The following is a 19,568-nucleotide window of genomic DNA, read 5'->3' on the forward strand; positions in this document are numbered from 1 at the left end:
CCGATGGCGGGGGTTCCGGCGGCCGCCCGTTCGGACGGTGCCCGGGTGCTAGGCCGCTGCTACCTTGCGGATGGCTGCTTCCAGCACGTCCAGTGCATCGGCCAGCAGGTCGTCGCCGATCACCAGCGGCGGCAGCAGGCGCACCACGTTGCCGTAGGTGCCGCAGGTGAGGATGATGACGCCTTCCTGCAGGCAGGCTGCGGCAATCTCCTTGGTGGCCTCGGCGTTGGGCTCCTTGGTGGTTTGGCCGGTGCCCGGCTTGACGAACTCCATGGCCAGCATGGCGCCGCGGCCGCGCAGTTCGCCGATGATGTCCACTTCCTCGGCCAGCTTCCGCAGCCGGCCCATGACCTGCTCTTCGATGTGGCGGGCCCGGGCGTTGAGGTCCTGGGTCTGCATGGTTTCGATGGCAGCGAGCGCGGCGGCACAGGCCACCGGGTTGCCGCCGTAGGTACCGCCCAGCCCGCCCGGGTGCACGGCGTCCATCAGCTCGGCGCGGCCGGTGATTGCGGAGAGCGGCATGCCGCCGGCAATGCCCTTGGCCATCGTGATGATGTCGGGCACCACGCCGTCGTGCTCCGAGGCAAACCAGGCACCGGTGCGCGCGAACCCGGACTGGACTTCGTCGGCGATGAAGACAACGCCCTTGTCCTTGGCCCACTCGGCCAGTGCGGGCAGGAAGCCCTCGGCCGGGACAATGAAGCCGCCCTCGCCCTGGATCGGCTCGATCAGGATGGCGGCCACGTTCTCGGCGCCGATCTGCTTCTCGATCATGGTGATGGCGCGGCGTGCCGCGTCCTCGCCCTTGATGTCGGCTTCCTCGCGGTACGGGTAGCTCATCGGCACCCGGTAGATCTCCGGCGCGAAGGGACCGAAGCTGCCGGCCGGGCTGGACTTGTACGGGGTTGCCTTGGCGGTCAGGCCCATCGTCAGGTTGGTGCGGCCGTGGTAGGCGTGGTCAAAAGCGACGACGGCGGTGCGGCCGGTGGCTATGCGGGCCACCTTCACTGCGTTCTCCACGGCTTCCGCCCCGGAGTTGAACAGCACCGAACGCTTCTCGTGGTCGCCCGGGGTCAGCTCGGCCAGCTTCTCGGCGACGGCGATGTAGCCCTCGTAGGGGCTGACCATGAAGCAGGTGTGGGTGAACTTGGCGACCTGCTCCTGCACGGCGGCGACGACGGCGGGGTCGGAGGCGCCGACGCTGGTCACGGCGATGCCGGATCCCAGATCGATGAACGAGTTGCCGTCCACGTCGGTGATGATGCCGCCGTCGGCGTCGGCCACGTAGACCGGAACGCTGGAGGCGACGCCGCCGGCAACCACGGCGCTGCGGCGGGCGGCCAGTTCGGCGGACTTCGGGCCGGGGAAGCCTGCGGAAACATCCCGCTTCTGCTCCAGCCGGAACTGGGGCTGGGTCGTCTGAGTGGTCATGATGTGCCTTTCACGTTGAGGTGGGAATGCCGCGGACAGCCCGAAGGACCCGCACACTCGCATCGCAGCCGCGGCTTCGCAGGAGGCCGGCGGGCAGGCCGGACCACGGGGAAGCCGCGCTCTACAGCGAGATTACGGTTCCCGGCCCGAAGCTGCCTATGGCGGCCCGCACATAAACGGCGCCACCTTGCCGTGCAATTGGCCAGAAGGGAGAGCCCGCAACAGCGGCATGGAGGCCGCGGGACGCCGCCGGGGCGGGCAGCGGTTCAGAGCTCGGGTGCGTGGTCCGTCGGCAGGGCACCCTCGTCTTCGGGGTGGCGGCTGAGGTTGACCAGGGCCAACGCCAGGCCTCCCCAGACCGTCAGGATGGAAATGATCAGCATGACAATCGCCGCGGTGCTCATGGCTGTGTCTCCTTCAGGGTGTGCGCATCCAACTCCGGGTCATTGGCCGCCGACTTCTTGCTCCAGGGAATTAGCGACAGGATGAAGCCGACCACGATCAGGGACCCCGCCATGCCCCAGCCGAAGACGTTCACGAACCAGTCGGGCATGGGCGGGTCGCCGTAGCCTTCCTGGATCCTCTTGATCAGTTCGCTGATCAGGATGTAGCCCAGCACGATCGGCGCGATGATGCCCACCATGATGCGCCACCACAGGCCCAGCTTGATGGACGAGACTTCGCTGACGTGTCCGCCCAGCAGCGGCAGCTTGCGGAATCCGTAGGTCACCAGCAGCACGGTCGCCAGGGCACACGCCATGATGCCGAAGCTGTTGACGAACGCGTCGGTGACGTCCAACAGGTTCAGGCCGGTGGTGGTGGGGAACAGCAGGATGGAAATCAAGGCCAGCGGGATGCCGACGGACCATGTGGTCTTGATGCGGCTCATGCCGAGCTTGTCTTGGACCGCGGAGATGATGACTTCAATGATGCTGATCAGCGAGGTGAATCCGGCGAACACCAGCGAGCCGAAGAAGAGCACCCCGAGCAGTCCGCCCAGCGGGGCCTCCGAGATGATGGTGGGGAACGCGATGAACGCCAGCCCGATCCCACCGGCGGCCACATCGCCGACCTCGGCACCTGCGCTGAAGGCCATGAAGCCGACCGCCGCGAAGACGCCGATGCCGGCCAGGATCTCAAAACCCGAGTTCGCGAAACCCACCACGAACCCGGATCCGGTCAGGTCTGTCCGGTGCTTGAGGTAGGACGCGTAGGTGACCATGATGCCGAAGGCAACGGACAGCGAGAAGAAGATCTGCCCATAGGCCGCGGCCCACACCGTCGTGTTGGTGAGCGCACCCCAGTCGGGAGTGAACAGGGCGTTCAGCCCGTCGGCGGCGCCCGGGAGGAACAGCGACTGGATCACCAGGAGCAGGAACATGACCAGCAGCAGCGGCAGGAACACGATGTTCGCCCGCCCGATGCCCTTTTGCACGCCGGCCGCCAGCACAAGCAGCACCACTACCCAGACCGCCACCAGCGGGATGAGGACCGTCGGCACGAAGTCGAAGCCGATGTTCACGTCCTCGCTCACCTGCAGGAACGACCCCAGGAAGAATCCGGCGGGGTCGTCACCCCACGCCTCGGTAAAGGAGTAGATCATGTACATCGCGGCCCACGCGATGATGACGGCGTAATAGACGCAGATGACGAAGCAGATGGCCACCTGCCACCACCCCAGCCCTTCAGCACCGCGCGCCAGCCGGCGGAAGGCCAGCGGGGCGGACCCACGGTGGCGGTGTCCGACGGCGTAATCCAGGAACAGCAGCGGGATGCCGGCCGTCAACAGCGCCACCAGGTAGGGAATGATGAAGGCGCCGCCGCCGTTTTCGTAGGCAACATATGGGAAGCGCCAAATGTTGCCCAGGCCGACGGCGGAGCCGATCGCCGCGAGGATGAACACCTTGCGGGTGGACCACATCTCGCGTTTGGGCTTGGCGCCCGAGGCTGCCTGCGGTGAAGGGGTACTCATGAAGAAACCTCACGGTGTAGGGCTGGCAGGGGTGTGACGCATGTGACGCCGCGGACCATCCTAGCGCCGTGGCAGCTGCCCCGAAAACCGTGACCGGCACCCGGCGCCGCGCAAAAGCACGAAGGTCTGGGTGCCCGCCCCGTCCGCCTCCGTCGAGCCTCACCCCGGACGCGTGTCACCCATAGTGCAGCTGCACAACGGCTGGCCGTATAGTGAAGGCATGGCTGTCACTCTTGCCAAACTACTGGCCTCCCCCGCGCTGCACCTGAAGCTCGTCGGCACCGCGCAGGGCGACCCTGACGCGCCCATTACCTGGGTGGCTTCGACGGAACTCGAGGACCCGTTGCCCTTCCTAACCGGCGGAGAAGTGGTGCTGACCACCGGCCTGCGCCAGAAGACCGTGGCCGCGCAGCGCAGATTCGTGGAGCGGGTGCACGAAGCCGGTGCGGTCGGCATGGGCTTCGCACTAGGGCTCACGCACCGCCGGGTCCCACCCGGCGTGCTCGCGGCCGCCAACGAGCTTGAGCTTCCAGTCTTTGAAGTTCCCTACGAGACCCCGTTCGTGGCGATCAGCAAGATGGTCGCCGACGCCATTTCGGCCGACCACTACAACCGCCTGGAGCACCTGCTCAAGGACCACCAGGCGCTGGCCGCCTCGCTGTTGGGCGGCGGCGGCCTCCCCGCGCTCCTGCGCACCCTGGCAGCGATGGTGGGCACCGACGTCGTGCTCTCCCAATACGGCACCCGGCTGTACGGGACCGGCGGCGGCGAGGGAACCAGCTGGCACGAGGTTCCCATCGCCACCGGCCTGAAGGACCGCTGCACGCTGGCCCTGGGCAAGCCGTACGAGCGCAACGCCATCGTGGACTACGCGCAGAGCCTTATCAGCCTGGAGCTGAGCAACCAGGCGCACCGCCGTGCGGCCGACCGCAACTCCGTGGGCCAGGTGCTGCTGGATGTGGTGCGCGGCGTGCTGCAGGGCGGCGACGCCTCCCTGCGGCTGAGCAACGTGGGGATCGACGCCGGACGCCGGCAACTGGTGGTCATGGTGCAGGTGGCCGCCGGCCAACGCCGCGCGCTGCCCACGTTGCCGCTGCCGGCCGCCTTCGACGGCGTGGTCACCGCCCTGGTCGACGAGCGGCTGGTGCTGGTGGTGCAGGGCACCGAATCGGGTGACGCGGTGGGCCGGGAGCTGAGTGCGTACCTGCAGAACGCCGGCCTCTCCGCGACGGTGGGGGTAGGCGGCAGCTATGCGCAGGCGAACGGGCTGCGCTGGAGCTACTTCGAGGCCAAGGAGGCCGTGGGCCGGGGCGAGCGGCTGAACGTGCCGCAGCGGCTGTCCCTGACCTCCTTGCTGCTGGCATCGGAAGACGTGCCGCTGGCCGATCTTGCGGCCGAGGCGCTCGACCCGCTGGCCGAGTTCGACGCGGCCCACGACGCAGCGCTGCTGCCCACGCTGCAGACCTACTTGGAGTTGAACGGCTCGGTGGCGGCCGTGGCCGAGGAACTGGGCCTGCACCGGAACTCCGTGCGCTACCGGCTGTCCCAGATCGTGGAGCTGACCGGCTACGATCCCGCCCTCACCGCGGACCGCGTGCACCTGTGGCTGGCCCTGACGGTGCGGCGGCTGGGTTCGGACTCCCGGACGAAGGGCTAAGCGGCTGCCATCCCTTGCCAAGGCAGCGCACAGACACAAGGCTGGGGGCATGGGACACGAGACGCACGAAAGCCGGACGGTCACCTGGGTGGGAAGCGACGATCCGCAGCGCGCCGACACGGCAACCCTGAATCTGGAACCGGAACGTCTTAGCGCACACGGCGCCTCCCGCACCGCCGACTACGCCGCCAGCTGGTCCCTCACGACCACCGGCAACTGGTTCACCGAAAACCTCACGGTTTCCGTCCACGGACGGGGCTGGAGCCGGCACCTCGTGCTGGACCGCGCGCCCGACGGCACATGGAGCGCCGCGACCAGAGTGTCCGGCGACAGCGACCTGCCGGAGCCGGGCATCGCCGATCCGGAATCCCTGGTCGGGGCGGTGGACTGCGACCTGGGTCTGTGCCCGGCCACCAACACCATGCCGATCCTGCGGCTGGGCCTGGTCCACGACGCCGAAGCCGCCGCGGAACTGACGGTCGCGTGGGTGGAGATGCCGAGCCTGCGCGTGCTCGGCCGGCAGCAGATCTACAGCGGCTCCCGCGCTTACGACGACGGCACCGGCACCGCCGCGGTCACCTACACCTCCGGGGACTTCAGCGCCGAGATCGTGGTGGATTCGGACGGCATCGTGATCGACTACCCGGGCCTGGCCGCCCGCCGCCGGGACTGAGGGCAGGCGCGTCGGAAGGCACCCGCCGGCGGGCGCCGCCGTCGGGCGCCGCCGTCGGGGTGCATTCAGCACAGTCGGTGCCGCCGCATAGGATGGAACCCAAGCCCTCCAATCAACCGTTCCAGGGAGAAACCATGCCCGAAATGTTCGTGGACAAATTCCGTGACCTCGTGCCCAAGTACCTGGACCGGAAGTGGACCGAGGACGACGGCATCTCCTACGACGAACTCGAGGGACTGCTGGGCGGTCACAAGTTCCAGGTCCCGCAGGCGTTGGTGGAGTTCTACCACGCGCTCGGCGGCTGCGAAGACCTGATGGAGGCGCACGACTTCTTCTTCGACCCGGACGAGCTGGAGATCGAAGACGGCTACCTGCTGTTCCTGGACGAGATGGACGAAGAAGCGAACTGGGGCTTCAGGACGGAACATCTGGATGTACCGGACCCCATCGTGTGGATCCGTACGAACGGCCCCAAGCCGCAGTGGCAGAGCGAGGAAGCGACCTTCAGTGAGTTCGTCTTCGACATGTTCGAGTGGGTCTTCGGCGACGACGAGGAAGACTGAGAAAGCCTGGCTCAGCGGCCTTCGACTGCCAGCCCGACGCCGAAACCGACCAGCACGGTGCCCGTGATCCGGTCGATGGAGCGCGTCACGGCCGGGGTGCGCAGCCACTTCCGGGCCAGGTGCGTGCCCCAGATGATGGCCGAAAAGAACACCAGCCCCTCCAGATTGTGCACCAGGGCCAGCGAGGTGCCCATCAACGCCGGGGAGACGCCCGGCGGGATGAACTGCGGGATCATCGCCACATAGAAGACGCCGACCTTCGGGTTCAACAGGTTCGTCCCGACGCCGGTGAGCCACGCACTGACGTACGACGACGCAGCGGCCGGCGCACCGGCGTCCGGAAGGTACGCTGCCGGTTTCCGGAACGACCTGAACAGCATCCGGGCGCCCAGCCAGACCATGTAAGCGGCGCCGGCCAGCTTCAGCACCGTAAACGCTGTCTCGGAGGCAGCCAACAGCGCCGACGCCCCGACTGCGGCCGCGATGCCCCAGACCAGGGCTCCGGTGTTGATGCCCAACGCCGTGGCGTACGCCTTGCCCCGACCTTCGCTGACGGCTGAGCGCAACACCAACGCGGTATCCATCCCGGGAACCAGGGTCAGCAGGCCGGCCACCAGGGCGAAGGACAAGAGTGCTTGTTCTACGGTCACTCGTTATTCCTTGCAGGACGGCGCAGGCACGGCATGTCAGATCTCGCGGTCCACCACGGCCTCGGCGAAGGCTGTCAGCGCGGCCTTGACCGTGCTCTCGGGCAGCGGGGCCAGCGACACCTTGGCGGCTTCGGCCCATTCACCCGCAATGGCCCAGGCCTTGGCGGTGACCGGGTGTCCGCGCAGCGCGGAGACCGCGTCGGCCAGTGCCTCGTCGGACGTCAGGTCGGCGTCCACCAGTTCCAGCACGGCGGCTGCCGACGCATCGCCGTCGGCAGCGGCCTGGCGCAGCAACAGGACCGGCAGGGTAGGGACGCCCTCACGCAGGTCGGTGCCGGGGGTCTTGCCGGACTTGGCCTTGAGGCCGGTCACGTCGATCACGTCGTCGGCCAACTGGAAGGCCACGCCCACCTTCTCGCCGTATTCCAGCATCACGTTCACGGCCTGCTCGCCGGCGCCGGAGAACATGGCGCCGAGCTGGCCGGAGGTGGCGATCAACGAGGCGGTCTTGTCCGCAATCACGGAGAGGTAATGCTCCACCGGGTCCTCGTCCTCGCGCGGGCCGACGGTCTCGTGGAGCTGGCCCAGGCAGAGCCGCTCGAAGGTGCGCGCCTGGATGCCCACTGCTTCGGGCCCCAGCTGGGACACCAGCAGCGAAGCGCGGGCAAAGATCAGGTCGCCGGCCAGGATGGCCACCTGGTTGCCCCACACCTCGTGTGCGGTCGGGGCGCCCCGGCGGTACGGCGCCGAATCCATCACGTCGTCGTGATAGAGCGTGGCCAGGTGCGTCAGTTCGACGACGACGGCGGCCTGCACCACGTCGGGAACCGAACCGTTCCCCAGCTGCGCGGCCAGGATGGTCAGCAGCGGACGGATCCGCTTCCCGCCGGCTTCCACAAGATGGCGGCTGGTGGCATCGGCGAACGGATCGGAATGTGCAATGGCAGCACGCAGCTGCTTCTCCACCCTCGCCAAGGCGGTGGAAACCGCGGGACCGAGCACGGCGTCCTGGGCCACCGGGGCGAATCCATCCGGCAGGTTCAAGCTGGTGGCAAGGGCGGCAGTCGCGGTATCCAGCTCCGGCGACTCCGGCGGGTTCTGGCCGGCGGGAGTCCAGCTCGGTTTGGCGTCAGTCACTGTTCAACACTAACTAATCGTGGGGGCGGTATGGCCGGCAGGCTTGTGGCTGCCGACCTGGTTGGATGCCGGCGGCGTCAGTTGCTCCAGCAGATGAATAACTCTATCCTCAAATCCCTTGCCGCCCGAGTCGGTCAGATTGGCCAGCATCCGCACCACGAAGCGCATCAACGGCGGCACCGGCATTCCGGTCCGCAGGGCCAGTTTCATGATGGCCGGTTTGCCGATCAGCTGGGCAAAAATGCGGCCCAGGGTGAAGTGGCTGCCCCAGTGCCCGCGGATGATTCCCGGGTACCGGGCCATCGCGGCGTCGAAGCCGGCCATGCTGAGCAGCTGCCCGCCGGTCCCGGACAAGCGGCCATGCGCGTCGGCGATCAGCTCCGCCGCGTAGCGGGCTGACTCCATGGCGTAGGAGATGCCCTCTCCGTTAAACGGGCTGACCATGCCGCCGGCGTCGCCGAGCAGCAGCAGCCCGGGGCTGTAGTGCGGCGTGCGGTTGAACCCCATCGGCAGTGCCGCCCCGCGGATCTGCCCCACCTGGTTCTCCTCGGTGAAGCCCCAGTCCGCCGGCATGCCCGCGGTCCACTCGCGGAGCACCTGCCGGTAGTCCAGCTTGCCGAAGGACTTGGACGAGTTCAGGATGCCCAGGCCCACGTTGGATGTGCCGTCGCCAACACCAAAGACCCAGCCGTAGCCGGGCAGCGGATTGCCGGCCGCATCCGGAAGCTCCAGCCAGCCTTCCATCCAGTCGTCGTCGTGGCGGGGTGAGTTGAAGTAGGTGCGGACTGCCACGCCCAGCGGCCGGTCGTCGCGCTTCTCGATGCCCAGGCTCAGGGCCGTCCGGGAGGAGTTGCCGTCGGCGGCCAGCACCACGTCGGCGAAGAAGTCCTTGGTCTCGCCGGTCTTGCGCCCGCGCCCGTCCAGCAGGTTGGCGCGCACCCCGGTGACCCGTCCGGCCTCGTCCCGGAGGGCGGTGGAGACGGAGTGGCTTTCCAGCACGACGGCGCCGGCAGCCGCCGCGTGGCGGGCCAATTCCTCGTCAAAGCCGAGCCGGGTGCGGATCAGCCCGTAGTCCGGGAAGTCGCTCAGTTCCGGCCAGGGCAGCTCGAGCTGCCGTCCGCCGGCAATCAGCCGCAGCCCCCGGTTGCGGCGCCAGCCGGCGGATTCCTCGTGCGGCAGTCCCAGCAGTTGAACTTCGCGCACGGCGCGGGGCGTCAGGCCGTCGCCGCAGACCTTTTCGCGCGGGAACGCCGTCTTTTCCAGCACCGTCACGTCCACGCCGGCGCGGGCGAGGTAGTACGCGGCCGTGGATCCGGCCGGTCCTGCCCCAACAATGAGAACTGACATGGCTACAGGGTGTGCCTGCTGCTCTGGCGCCGCAGCGCGGCCTGCGCGTCGGCGTTGGCCGCATCGTCGCGGCCCGGTTTGATGGCGCGGTGGACGGCTACGATGCCGCCGGACAGGTTGCGGTACGCCACGTCCTGCCAGCCTTCGCCGGTGATCCACTCGGCCAGCTGGTCCTGGTTGGGCCAGGCGCGGATGGACTCGGCCAGGTAGACGTAGGAGTCGGGGTTGGAGGAAATCTTTGACGCGATCGCGGGCAGCGCGCGCATCAGGTACTCGGTGTAGACGGTGCGCCAGACCGGGAGGGTCGGGTGCGAGAACTCGGCGATCACGAGCCGGCCACCGGGCTTGGCCACGCGCAGCATCTCGCGCAGCGCCAGTTTCGGATCGCTGACGTTGCGCAGGCCGAAGGAGATGGTGACCGCGTCGAAGGAGTTGTCCGCGAAGGGCAAATTGGTCGCGTCTCCGGCCACGAAATCGATGTCCGGGCGGCGGCGCTTGCCCACGCGCAGCATGCCCAAGGAGAAATCGCACGCCACCACATGGATGCCGGCATCGGCATACGGTTCGCTGGAGGTACCCGTTCCGGCGGCCAGGTCCAGGACCTTCTGGCCACGATTGGCGCCCACCGCGTCCACCACGATCCGGCGCCACCGTCGGGTCTGGCCCATCGACAGCACATCGTTAACCAGGTCGTACTTCGGCGCCACGTCATCGAACATGGCGGCTACTTCATCCGGGCGCTTCTCCAGCGATGCACGATTCACTGGCCCATTGTCTCAAAGACCGGCGCCCGCCCGCGAACCCGGGCGATCGAGGGCGGTGGCCTTTGCCCGGGCAGAGTAGGCTTAATGACCATGACCTCCCCCCTGTCCCCCTCGTCCGGCCTGCCCGGAACCGGGCCGGCCGCACCGGCCGGCCGCGCGGTACCGGAGGCTGCGGACCATGTGCCCGGCGGTACGCTGCGCGGCATCACGGTCGAGTGGCCCGCGGTGCCCGACGCCCAAGGGCTGCTGGAGTATCTGATGCGCGATGACGTGCTCTGCTGGGTGCGGCGCGAGGGCGGGCTCGCCGGCTTCGGCGAGATTGCGCGGTTCACGGCCAGCGGCCCGGACCGCTTCCAACAGGCGGCCGCGTGGTGGCGCGGAATCCAGGCCACCGCCAACATCGACAACCGGGTGGGCGGCCCCGGCACCGGGCCGGTCGCCTTCGGTTCCTTCGCGTTCTCCTTCACGTCGACCCACAGCTCCCGCCTGGTGGTGCCGGAGGTGCTGGTGGGCTTGGACGGCGACCGCGCGTGGCTCACCTATCTGACGTACGACGGCGATGCCCACCTCAGCGCCGAGACAGCCGAGGCTGTGCTCGCGGGCTGGCTGGAAGAGATCTCGGTAGAGCGCAGCCCCGATCCGGCGGACTCCCTCGTTCCGGGACAGGTTTCGGAGCAGGCGTACATGGATGCCGTCGCCGCCGGGGTTAAGCGCATCCAGGCCGGGAACCTGAGCAAGCTCGTCGTGGCCCGGGACGTGGTGGCCAACCTTGCCTCGCCCATCGCCACCGCCCAGGTGCTGCGCGAACTGGCAGCACGGTACAAGGACTGCTGGACGTACTCCGTGGATGGGCTGATGGGCTCCACGCCGGAGATGCTGATCAAGGTGGAGAATAATGTGGCCCGCGCCCGGGTGCTGGCCGGCACGCTCGACCGCTCCCGCACCCACGGCCACGCCGGCGAATCGGACACCGACTACGCCCAGCGCGTGCTGGCCGGCTCCGAGAAGCAGCTCCACGAGCACCGGATCGCCATCGACTCGCTCACACGGAAACTCGAGCCCTTCACCACCGCGATGAGCTCGCACAGCGAGCCGTTCGTGCTGGAGCTGCCCAACGTATGGCACCTGGCGTCCGACGTCTCGGCCGAGCTGGCGCACGACGGCGGGCAGCCGCCGTCGTCGTTGGAACTGGCCGAAGCGGTGCACCCCACCGCGGCCGTGTGCGGCACCCCCACCGAGGTTGCCGGAGCCCTGATCCGCGAACTGGAGCAGATGGACCGCGGGCCGTACGCCGGTCCGGTGGGCTGGACCGACGGCGCCGGCAACGGCGAATGGGGCATCGCGCTGCGCGGCGCCGTGGTGGAGAGTCCGCAGCGGGTCCGGCTTTACGCCGGCTGCGGCATCGTGGACGGCTCCGATCCGGAGGCCGAACTGGCGGAGACCTGGGCCAAGTTCCGGCCCATGATCGAGGCGCTCGGCCTGCGGCGCAGATAACTATTCACCGACAATCGTGGCAGGCGGGAGCAAACCCGCCTCCCGCCGACTACGCTGTTTTCCAATAGGCAATGACTGTAGCCTGTGGTGCATATCACCTGTGGCGGGCAATGCCGCTACACTTAAGCCGGATTTCCAACGAGACAAAGGTAGTAACTATGCGCAAAAACGCATCCAAGGCGGTCCAGGGGTTCTCCCTCCTGGCCGTGGCGGCACTCGCTTTGACCGCGTGCGGTGGTTCGGACGACGCCGGCGGCAACGGCAGCACCGGCAGTCCCGGCGCGGGTTCCGAGCTGCCCCTGGTCCAGCCGGGGAAGCTGACCGTCTGCTCCGACATCCCCTACCCCCCGTTCGAGTTCGAAGAGGGCGGCGAGTACACCGGCTTCGACATCGATCTGATCACGGAAATCTCTTCGGAGATGGGCCTCGAAGTGGCCATCCAGGACGTCGGTTTCGACGCCCTGCAGTCCGGTGTCACGCTGGCCGCCGGCCAGTGCGACCTCGGCGCCAGCGCGATGACCATCACGGAGGACCGCAAGAAGAACATCGCCTTCTCCGACCCCTACTACGACTCGCTGCAGTCGCTGCTGGTCCCGAAGGACTCCGACATCAAGGCTGTGGGCGACCTCTCCGGCAAGAAGGTGGGCGTCCAGCAGGGCACCACCGGCGAGGCCTACACCCGGGAGAACGCACCGGAAGACGCCGAAATCGTCGCCTTCCCGTCCGATGCCGAGATGTACCAGGCCATCCAGGCCGGCCAGGTCGACGCCTTGCTGCAGGACCTGCCCGTGAACATCGGCCACACCGAGGACGGCAAGTTCACCATCGTCGAGGAGTACAAGACCGACGAGTCCTACGGTTTCGCGGCGAAGAAGGAAGGGTCCGAGGCGCTGATCTCGGCCGTCAACGATGCCCTCTCGACGCTGCGCGACAACGGCAAGTACCAGGAAATCTACGACAAGTACTTCACCGAGTAGCACGCCCTCCGGCCCCCGTTCCCGTGCGTCAGCAGCGGGAACGGGGGCCGCCGACTTACAGCTGGAAGGCATCACCAGTGAAACCTTCGACCCGCCGCCGACTTTTCCGCGGGGTCCTTTACGCCATCTTCATCGCGGCCGTCGCCGCCGTCGCCCTGGTTGCCGATTGGGAGGCCATCCGCACGAGCTTCCTGAACCCGGAAGTCTTGGGCGAGCAATTCCCCACCATCATCGTTACGGCGGCCAAGAACACTGTCGTCTACACTCTGATCGCCTTCGTCGGTGGTCTGCTTTTCGGTCTCCTCCTGGCGCTCATGAAGCTCTCCCCCGTGGCGCCCTACCGGTGGGTGGCGACCGCCTACATCGAGCTGTTCCGCGGACTGCCTGCCCTGCTGGTGATTTTCGGCTTTGCCTTCGCGGTCCCGATCGCTTTCGACTGGCGTCCGCCGGGAGGCAGCACCGGCGCCGGGCTGATCGGTTTGATCGTCGTCTCCGCCGCGTACATTGCCGAGACACTCCGCGCCGGCATCGAAGCCGTGCCCACCGGCCAACGGGAGGCGGCCCGCTCGCTGGGCATGAACCCGACCTGGACCATGGTCTCCGTGGTGCTGCCGCAGGCGGTGCGCATCGTCACCCCGCCGCTGACCAATGAGCTGGTCATCCTGATCAAGGACACCTCCCTGCTCTTCATCGCCGGCATGGCCCTGGCCAATCGGGAGCTCACGACTTTTGCCCGCGACGGCGTCTCCCAGTTCGCCAATGCCACGCCCTTGGTCGCCGCGGCGCTCATGTACCTGATCATTACCTTGCCGCTCACCCAGCTGGTCGCGTGGCTGGAGAAGCGCAACAACAGGAGCCGGTAACCCATGACTGAAGAATCCCTGCGCCAGGACGCGCCGGCCATCGAGGTCAAGGACCTCTGCAAGAACTTCGGCAACAACGAGGTCCTCAAGGGCATTGACTTCCATGTGAACCAGGGCGAAGTGGTCTGCGTCATCGGGCCCTCGGGCTCCGGCAAGTCCACCCTGCTGCGCTGCGTGAACCGGCTCGAGGAGCCGACCAGCGGCACCGTCCTGGTGGAAGGCGTGGACATCACCGATCCGGAAACGGACTTGGACCGGGTCCGCACCCGGATCGGCATGGTGTTCCAGCAGTTCAACCTGTTCCCGCACCTGAACGTCCTGGACAACCTCACCTTGGCCCAGCGCCGGGCCAAGGGACGCGGCAAAGCCGAAGCCATGGAAGTCGCCCGGAAGAACCTGGAGAAGGTAGGGCTGGCAAACCGCGAGAACGCCTACCCGGCCCAGCTGTCCGGCGGGCAGCAGCAGCGGGTGGCCATTGCGCGGGCGTTGTCCATGAACCCGGACATGATGCTCTTCGACGAGCCGACCTCCGCGCTGGACCCCGAACTGGTGGGCGACGTGCTTGAGGTCATGCGCAAGCTGGCCGACGAAGGCATGACCATGATGGTGGTCACGCACGAGATGGGCTTCGCCCGCGAAGTGGGTGACCGCGTGGTCTTCATGGACGGCGGCGTGGTGGTGGAGCAGGGCAAGCCCGAGGACGTGCTGGCCAACCCCCAGCACGAACGCACCAAAGCGTTCCTCTCGAAGGTCCTCTGAGCAGGCTCAACCCAACAGACGGGAGGTGGCGGTCGCGATGGCGGCCGCCACTTCTGCATGCACGACCCGCAGCCGGCTTCGGTCGGTGCGGATTTCCACCACGCTCCGCCCGGCCACCGGCTCGGAGAGGACGGCGTCCAGCTCGTCCGCGTCCTTGACCAGCCGGTGCCGGACCCCGTAGCCACCGGCCAGCGAGGCAAGGTCCGCGCGGTGCGGGGTCCCGAAGAGGCGTTCGACGGCGGAGGTGAACGTCTCGTGCTCCCCCACCTTCCCGTGTTCGAGGGTCGAGAAGATCCCGCCGCCGGAATCGTTGACCACCGCGATCTGCAGGTCGGGCTCGGGCTCCCCGGGTCCGAGCAGCAGCGATCCGGCGTCGTGCAGGAAGGTCAAGTCACCCATGAGTGCCCGGGTTCCGGTTCCTGCTCCCAGCGCGATGCCCGCCGCCGTTGCCACCGTGCCGTCGATGCCGGCAACCCCTCGGTTGGCGTGCACGAAAGCGTCCGGGATGTCGATGGGCGTTCCGGCCAGGTCCACATCGCGAATCGGGTTGGACGAACCGAGCACCAGCCGGCCGCGGGTATGGAGCCATACCGATCGTGCGACGCGCAGGCCCGTCAGCTCCGGTTCGGCGTCCAGGCGTTCAATCAGGGCAACGTCGGCCGCACCGGCGGCCTGCCGCCAGAGCCGCAACCACGCGTCGGGCCCCTGGCCGGAGAAGATCGACAGATCCCCGGGCTCGGAAATCACCCGCTCGCGGCGGCGTCCGGGCTGGAACCAGGCCACCGGTTCCGGCTGGAACAACGCGGTCTGAACGTCCTCACGTGCGAGCAGGGCGGACACCGGCCGCGAGAGCGTCGGCCGGCCAAAGACCACGACACGTTCGATCTGCGTCCCGAGGTGGCCCAGCAGCAGGCGGTAGGGGCCGATGGCGTTGGGGCCGAACCTCGCGTTGGAGGACGGTTCGGCCAACAGCGGCAGCCGGTGTGCCCGCGCGAAGGCTTCGGCCCTTGCGCCGGCACCGTGGCCGGCCACGACCACCGTGCGGCGTTCCTCGGTCGAGTGGACCGGCGGTTCCGCCAAACCCGCGGGCCAACTGATGGCCCGCCCGGGTGCCGTTGCCGCGGTTGCCGAAGCACCGCCGTCGTCCGTTGCATCCACCGGCGCCGGAACGGGATCCGTATCCGGGAACAGCGGATCCCGGAACGCGAGATTGATGTGCACGGGACCGACCGCGCCCTGGTGCACCACCGTTTCGGCCGCCGTTGTAGCGGCGCTTGCCGCCGACGGCGTGGCCGCCAGCGCGCGCAGGTCGGCCGTCGCGGCCGCCGGGGCCGGCGGGATGCCTTTCGCGGTCAGGAGGCTGGTGCGGATGGCGTCCGTCGGGTCGTCTCCGGCCGGGATATCGACGGCGGAGCGCACGTGGATGCCGAACAGACCGGGCTGCACGGTGGTTTGGTTGGCGCCGGTGCCGCGCATTTCGGCCGGGCGGTCGGCGGAGAGCACCACCAGCTCCACACCGGCGTGATTGGCCTCCATCACCGCCGGCATCAGCTCGGCCACTGCCGTTCCGGAGGTTGTGACTACCGGGACTGGGCGCAGCGAGCCCAGCGAGAGCCCGAGGGCGGTAAACGCCGCGCCCCGCTCATCGATGCGCACATGCAGCCGCAGGTCACCGTGTGTTTCGGCCTCGGCGAGCGCATACGCGAGCGGAGCGCTGCGCGACCCCGGCGCGATGACGACGTCGCGCACTCCGCCCCAGACCAAGGCCTTCACGGCCAGTCGGGCGGTTTCCATCGAGGTCAGCTGCGCAGTCACCCCCTCATGGTAAGCAGACGGCCGCGCCCCGAGGGACGCGGCCGCCAGGCCTTCCGTCAGGCACGTGCTGACGGATCAAGCTTTCCGTCAGCGTTGCCCGACTAGCGCTTGATGTGCCCGTTCTTGCCCTTGAACATCTGGATCACGGCCGGCCGGGGCAGCGCGGCGTCGCCCGGCTTGGCGCGGCGCCCGTCCCCGACGTAGTCCGGGAACAGCGAGCGCTGGGCACCCCAGCTGCCGTCCTCGCCCGGGTGCTGGACGGCGACGAACACCAGCCCGTCGTCGTCGTGAATCAGCGGTCCGCAGGTCTCGGCATCGATCGGAACGGCCATGAACTGCTCCACCTTGCCGCGTTCCTGTCCTTCCAGCGTGACGCGGAAGAGTGCGTCGTTGCGCTGGATGGTGCCGGGCTGCCCATCGGTGGAGACCCACAGGTTTCCTGCCGAATCAAAGGCCAGGTTGTCCGGGCAGGAAATCGGCTGCACCTGGTCCGCCGGGTAGCCGCTGAAGTAGACCGAATCGTCCGCTGCCGGATCGCCCGCCACCAGGATCAGTTGCCAGGTGAATTCGGTGGAGGTCTGGTCACCGGTCTCGGTCATTTCGACGATGTGGCCGTGGCGGTTGTTGGCCCGGGGGTTCGGCTCGTCCACCTGCGCGCGGGTCCGGGCGGTGTTGTTGGTGCAGGCCATGTAGATCTTGCCGGTTGCCGGGTTGATTTCCACGTCCTCCGGGCGGTCCATCTTGGTGGCACCCATGGCGTCGGCGGCGAGCCGGGTGTACACCAGCACCTGGTCGATCCGCATGCCCGGCACCAGCGACTCGCCGTCGCGGGTCAGCTGGATCCAGTGGCCGGTGCCGTCGAACGCGCCGTCGGAGGGCAGCACACCGGAGCCGTCGATCTGGTTTTGCGGGGAATTGCCCTTGAAGCTGGCCACGTAGAGGTCGCCCTCGGTCAGCAGGGTCATGTTGTGCTTCTTGTCGCCCTCGCGGTAGGTGCCCTTGGAGACGAACTTGTACAGGTAGTCGAAGCGCTCGTCGTCGCCGGAGTAGGACACCGCGTGGCCGGAGGCGGCGATGGTCACGTTGGCGCCCTCATGCTTGAACCGCCCCAGGGCGGTGTGCTTGCGCGGGGTGGAGGTGGGATCGAACGGGTCCACCTCCACGATCCAACCGAACCGGTTGTCTTCGTTCTTGCCCTCGGGCCGGTCGGTGTCGAAGCGCGGTTCCGGGATGTGCCAGCCGCGCGACGGGTTGGCGCTGGTCAGGCCGTAGCGGCGCTGCTCGGCGGTCGGTGCCGACACCTTGAAGTACTGGTTGAAGTTCTCTTCGCCCGAGAGCACGGTCCCCCACGGGGTGGTGCCGCCGGCGCAGTTGTTCTGCGTCCCCAGCACGATGCGGCCCGTGGGATCGGCCTTCGTCTTCAGCAGGTCGGAGCCGGCAGCCGGTCCGGTGAGTTCGTATTCCGTGTCCATCAGGAACCGGCGGTTCAGCCTGGCGCCGCGGACGTAGGTCCACGGCTGGCCCTTGCCCTTGCGCTCCAGCTCCACCACGGACAGCCCGTGCGCGGCCATGGCTACCTCGCGCTGGCGCTCGACGGGCATGTCCGGCGGGAACATGATGCCCTCGTTGGTGTACTCGTGGTTGGCGAACAGGACCGCACGCTTGCCCTTGCTGCCCGGGATCTCGATGATGTCCAGGTAGTCGTTGTTGTAGCCGAACTGGCCCGACTGGGACTCCTTGGTCTGGTTCTCCGGATCGAATTCCGGGGCGTCGTGGAACAGGGGATCGCCCCAGCGGATCACCGGATCCCAGTTGTAGCCCTTGGGCACCACGACGTCGTCCACGTTGTTCGGCACGGCCTGGATGCCGTCGAACTTGAGCTTGCTTGGATTGCCCGGCCCGCGCCCGGCCTTGGCGGCCGGGGCCAGCCCAACCTGTGCCTCCGCGGCCGCCCCGCCGCCGAACATCAGCGCCAGCGCACCGGCGCCGCCCAACCCCATCATCCGGCGGCGGGAGTATTCGGCGGAGACGATGTCCCGGAAGTAGTTATTGTCCGAGGTGTTGCAGACGCCCTTGGCACAGGCGTTGTCGCACTTGAGCGCGCAGGTCACGGCGCTGCGTTTTCCGGACACATGGCCCAGCATCGGCAGGTAGCGCTTCTTGGTTTCGGTCACGTCTTCACCTTCTGCTTAGAACTGTCGGATCGTCCTCCAGTGTGGTGAACGAATTCGACCGGCAGGCCGAGCAGTGGTGAATTTTCGGCCAACGGCAGGCAAAACACCTTGCCGCGCGGTTCCGTGGCGGCGAGGCTTCGAGTTTCATGGCGCGGGGTTCGAGTTTTCCAGGACTCCATCCGATGGAATCGGCCCGTGCCCGGCAAGGTACCGGACTCCTGGCTGAGTCCCAGCAACCTGGACGTGACTGGCATGCCCGGACCCGCGACACCGTTGCCGGCTGTAGAAGCGCCACCCGTGAGGCCTTCAGGTGCGATGCAGCGCCGGAGTCAGAAGATGCAGCGCCGGAGTCAGAATGGGGGCGGCGCATTCGGATCGGCGTCCCCGTCGTCGGGCAGCTCGATGCCGCCCAACGTACGGCGGGGCTTCCGATTCCGCGTACCACCGGTGCTGGCCCCGCCGGCGGCCGCGTCTCCGGCGGTATCTTCGGCGCCGTCGGTGTTGTCTCCGCTTCCGCCACCGCCGTTGGCAGCGGCTTCCGTTTCCTTCGGCCGAGGCAGGAGGGTGTCCCAGCCCTCGTCCGGATGCGTGGTCTTGCGGTGGCCGGTGCGCGTGGTCCACGTGATCTCGCCGTGTGGCCCGGCAGCGGCGCGGACGTGCCCGCCGGTCTTCGCCGCATGGTGCGCGCTGCACAGGCACTGCAGGTTTTCCAGCACGGTTGGCCCGCCGTCGTCCCATGCGAGGACATGGTCGATCTGGCAGTATCTGGCCGCGCGGCGGCATCCGGGGAAGCGGCAGTGCCGGTCCCGGACACGGACCAAGCGTTTGAGCCACTCGGGCGGGATCCGCAGTTTCCGGGCGGCCGCGATCGCCTGACCGTGGTCGTCGGTGAGCACCAGCAACCAGGATTTCGCCAGCTGCGCCAGTTGCCGTCCCACGTCCGGTGGAATCGGTCCGTGCCCGGCCAAGTCCCCCGGCTCTTCGCTGAGTCCCAGCAGCGTGGTCAAGGGCATGGTGACCAGCATCCCCGGCCCCGCACCGGCGCGGTCACCGCTGCCGGATGCGGCCCGGCCACCGCCGCCGCAGACAGGTGCAACCCGGCCGCAGCCGCCGGCCGGTGCCGGCCCGGGAACCGCAACACCGCCGTCCCCGGACGTGCCTCCAGCGAAGCTGCTGCTGCCGCTTCCGCTGCCGTTGCCGGCGGATATCTGTGCAGGTGCCGGTGCTGCCGGTGCCGTGTCTTCCGCCGTCGCAGTCTTCGCGGGGCCAGCCGCGCCAGTGATGTCGCTCAG

General features: G+C 68.1%; 17 protein-coding genes. 7 read left to right on the forward strand and 10 right to left on the reverse strand.

Annotation, left to right across the window (positions count from 1 at the left end; translation table 11 throughout):
* Window positions 1-48: 48 nt before the first annotated feature.
* From gabT to AC5RV3_RS17310, 3 genes are all read right to left on the reverse strand, one after another.
* The gene (gene gabT / locus AC5RV3_RS17300) at window positions 49-1,431 is read right to left on the reverse strand and encodes a 4-aminobutyrate--2-oxoglutarate transaminase (protein ID WP_494123132.1); all 1,383 of its coding nucleotides are present in this window, start codon (window positions 1,429-1,431) and stop codon (window positions 49-51) included.
* A gap of 266 nt (window positions 1,432-1,697) precedes the next feature.
* Window positions 1,698-1,835 carry a methionine/alanine import family NSS transporter small subunit gene (locus AC5RV3_RS17305; protein ID WP_493989459.1) on the reverse strand — a complete coding sequence of 46 codons (138 nt, stop codon included), beginning with the start codon at window positions 1,833-1,835 and terminating at the stop codon, window positions 1,698-1,700.
* The gene (locus AC5RV3_RS17310; protein ID WP_494123133.1) at window positions 1,832-3,403 is read right to left on the reverse strand and encodes a sodium-dependent transporter; all 1,572 of its coding nucleotides are present in this window, start codon (window positions 3,401-3,403) and stop codon (window positions 1,832-1,834) included. The genes AC5RV3_RS17305 and AC5RV3_RS17310 overlap by 4 nt, the downstream gene beginning before the upstream one ends.
* A gap of 220 nt (window positions 3,404-3,623) precedes the next feature.
* On the opposite strand from AC5RV3_RS17310, the gene AC5RV3_RS17315 reads away from it, so the two are divergent.
* From AC5RV3_RS17315 to AC5RV3_RS17325, 3 genes are all read left to right on the forward strand, one after another.
* Window positions 3,624-5,060 carry a PucR family transcriptional regulator gene (locus AC5RV3_RS17315; RefSeq protein ID WP_494123134.1) on the forward strand — a complete coding sequence of 479 codons (1,437 nt, stop codon included), beginning with the start codon at window positions 3,624-3,626 and terminating at the stop codon, window positions 5,058-5,060.
* Between the two features lie 49 nt (window positions 5,061-5,109).
* A complete protein-coding gene (locus AC5RV3_RS17320; RefSeq protein WP_494123135.1) occupies window positions 5,110-5,733 on the forward strand; it encodes a putative glycolipid-binding domain-containing protein in 624 nt (207 codons plus the stop codon).
* Between the two features lie 134 nt (window positions 5,734-5,867).
* Window positions 5,868-6,296 (forward strand): hypothetical protein, encoded by a 429-nt coding sequence (locus AC5RV3_RS17325; protein ID WP_494112450.1) that lies wholly within the window; start codon window positions 5,868-5,870, stop codon window positions 6,294-6,296.
* An 11-nt stretch (window positions 6,297-6,307) separates the two neighbouring features.
* On the opposite strand, the gene AC5RV3_RS17330 is transcribed toward AC5RV3_RS17325, so the two are convergent.
* From AC5RV3_RS17330 to AC5RV3_RS17345, 4 genes are read right to left on the reverse strand one after another with little or no spacing between them, the layout of a single operon-like run.
* Entirely contained in the window at window positions 6,308-6,946 is a 639-nt protein-coding gene (locus AC5RV3_RS17330) for a LysE family translocator (protein WP_494123136.1), read from the reverse strand.
* 36 nt (window positions 6,947-6,982) lie between these two features.
* Entirely contained in the window at window positions 6,983-8,083 is a 1,101-nt protein-coding gene (locus AC5RV3_RS17335) for a polyprenyl synthetase family protein (protein WP_494123137.1), read from the reverse strand.
* A gap of 9 nt (window positions 8,084-8,092) precedes the next feature.
* Window positions 8,093-9,430 (reverse strand): geranylgeranyl reductase family protein, encoded by a 1,338-nt coding sequence (locus AC5RV3_RS17340; protein ID WP_494123138.1) that lies wholly within the window; start codon window positions 9,428-9,430, stop codon window positions 8,093-8,095.
* A 2-nt stretch (window positions 9,431-9,432) separates the two neighbouring features.
* Window positions 9,433-10,194 (reverse strand): demethylmenaquinone methyltransferase, encoded by a 762-nt coding sequence (locus AC5RV3_RS17345; RefSeq protein WP_494123139.1) that lies wholly within the window; start codon window positions 10,192-10,194, stop codon window positions 9,433-9,435.
* Between the two features lie 90 nt (window positions 10,195-10,284).
* On the opposite strand from AC5RV3_RS17345, the gene AC5RV3_RS17350 reads away from it, so the two are divergent.
* From AC5RV3_RS17350 to AC5RV3_RS17365, 4 genes are all read left to right on the forward strand, one after another.
* The gene (locus AC5RV3_RS17350) at window positions 10,285-11,688 is read left to right on the forward strand and encodes an isochorismate synthase (RefSeq protein ID WP_494123151.1); all 1,404 of its coding nucleotides are present in this window, start codon (window positions 10,285-10,287) and stop codon (window positions 11,686-11,688) included.
* 158 nt (window positions 11,689-11,846) lie between these two features.
* Window positions 11,847-12,665 (forward strand): basic amino acid ABC transporter substrate-binding protein, encoded by an 819-nt coding sequence (locus AC5RV3_RS17355; RefSeq protein WP_494123140.1) that lies wholly within the window; start codon window positions 11,847-11,849, stop codon window positions 12,663-12,665.
* Window positions 12,666-12,742: 77 nt separating this feature from the next.
* Window positions 12,743-13,528 (forward strand): amino acid ABC transporter permease, encoded by a 786-nt coding sequence (locus AC5RV3_RS17360; protein ID WP_494112443.1) that lies wholly within the window; start codon window positions 12,743-12,745, stop codon window positions 13,526-13,528.
* A gap of 3 nt (window positions 13,529-13,531) precedes the next feature.
* Entirely contained in the window at window positions 13,532-14,287 is a 756-nt protein-coding gene (locus AC5RV3_RS17365; protein WP_494123141.1) for an amino acid ABC transporter ATP-binding protein, read from the forward strand.
* Window positions 14,288-14,293: 6 nt separating this feature from the next.
* Here AC5RV3_RS17365 and menD read toward each other — a convergent pair whose 3' ends face one another.
* The 3 genes from menD to AC5RV3_RS17380 all read right to left on the reverse strand — a co-directional run.
* Window positions 14,294-16,102: a 2-succinyl-5-enolpyruvyl-6-hydroxy-3-cyclohexene-1-carboxylate synthase gene (gene menD, locus AC5RV3_RS17370; RefSeq protein ID WP_494123142.1), complete on the reverse strand. Its 1,809-nt coding sequence runs from the start codon at window positions 16,100-16,102 to the stop codon at window positions 14,294-14,296.
* A 101-nt stretch (window positions 16,103-16,203) separates the two neighbouring features.
* On the reverse strand, window positions 16,204-18,276 hold the full coding sequence (locus AC5RV3_RS17375) for a PhoX family protein (RefSeq protein ID WP_494123143.1): 2,073 nt from the start codon (window positions 18,274-18,276) through the stop codon (window positions 16,204-16,206).
* Between the two features lie 350 nt (window positions 18,277-18,626).
* A partial coding sequence (locus tag AC5RV3_RS17380) for an HNH endonuclease signature motif containing protein (protein ID WP_494123144.1) occupies window positions 18,627-19,568 on the reverse strand: 942 nt, incomplete at its 5' end.

Source organism: Arthrobacter sp. Y3221114, from assembly GCF_059092625.1.